Source organism: Flavobacterium chungnamense, assembly GCF_039539165.1.
Classification (GTDB): domain Bacteria; phylum Bacteroidota; class Bacteroidia; order Flavobacteriales; family Flavobacteriaceae; genus Flavobacterium; species Flavobacterium chungnamense.
Genome location: NZ_BAABCS010000024.1, coordinates 1 through 817, shown reverse-complemented (window position 1 = coordinate 817; position 817 = coordinate 1). Strand labels below are relative to the sequence as shown.

General features: G+C 27.8%; 1 protein-coding gene. It reads right to left on the bottom strand.

Annotated features, from left to right (window positions below):
* Window positions 1–192: 192 nt before the first annotated feature.
* The coding region (locus ABD771_RS13440) for a transposase (protein ID WP_345095462.1) at window positions 193–817 on the bottom strand (625 nt) is incomplete at its 5' end.

Below are 817 nucleotides of genomic sequence, written 5' to 3'. Positions count from 1 at the left end.
GGTAATGTGGTCAAAAATAGTTGGTGATTTTTCATTTTAGATTAATTATCTTGTCCATATCAAACTGAAGAGGAAATTGGCTCTGCTGAGGAGCAACCAATCAGCAATAAGTTTGATGATTATACAATAATTAAAAGGATAGTTTTAGCTATCCTTTTTTAATTATTGGAAATCCGATATGGCTAAAAAAACCTATTTATAGATTTCGTTTTTATAGTATAAATACCATTTTAAAAAATTCTTTCTATTGTTCAAACTTAATCCTCTGTGAATATTTAAGTTACCTTTTAGATGACCAAAAAATGATTCTAATGCATTGGTTGAATTGGGTATTTTATCATCTTTTAAATATTGGAACATATTTGGTAATGCTTTTTTGATTACCATAAATGATCTTCTAACCATTTTATGCGTATACCAATACCTTCCTGTTTCAATATTATATGATTTTTTATTTATGAAATCTCTATATTCCTCTTCCCATTGGATGAGTTCTATTAACCACAATTGTCGTTTATACTCACAGTCAATGGTGTGAATTTTCATTGCTATTTGTTTTAACTCAAAGCCAGATTTGTGTTTTGGATGTTGTGTTAGCCATATTTTACACATTCTAGAAATATGTACTAAACATCTTTGAAAAGGTACTTTAGGACACACTTTTTTAATTGCTTTGATGGATGATTTATCGCCATCAGAAGTGATGCTTTTAATTTTTATTCCAAGATTTAATAAGTTTTGTAAATCTTCAGCAATTTCTTCAAAATGCTCTCCATCAGTCATTCTATATAGTTGAGTTAATTTTAAATGATAATTT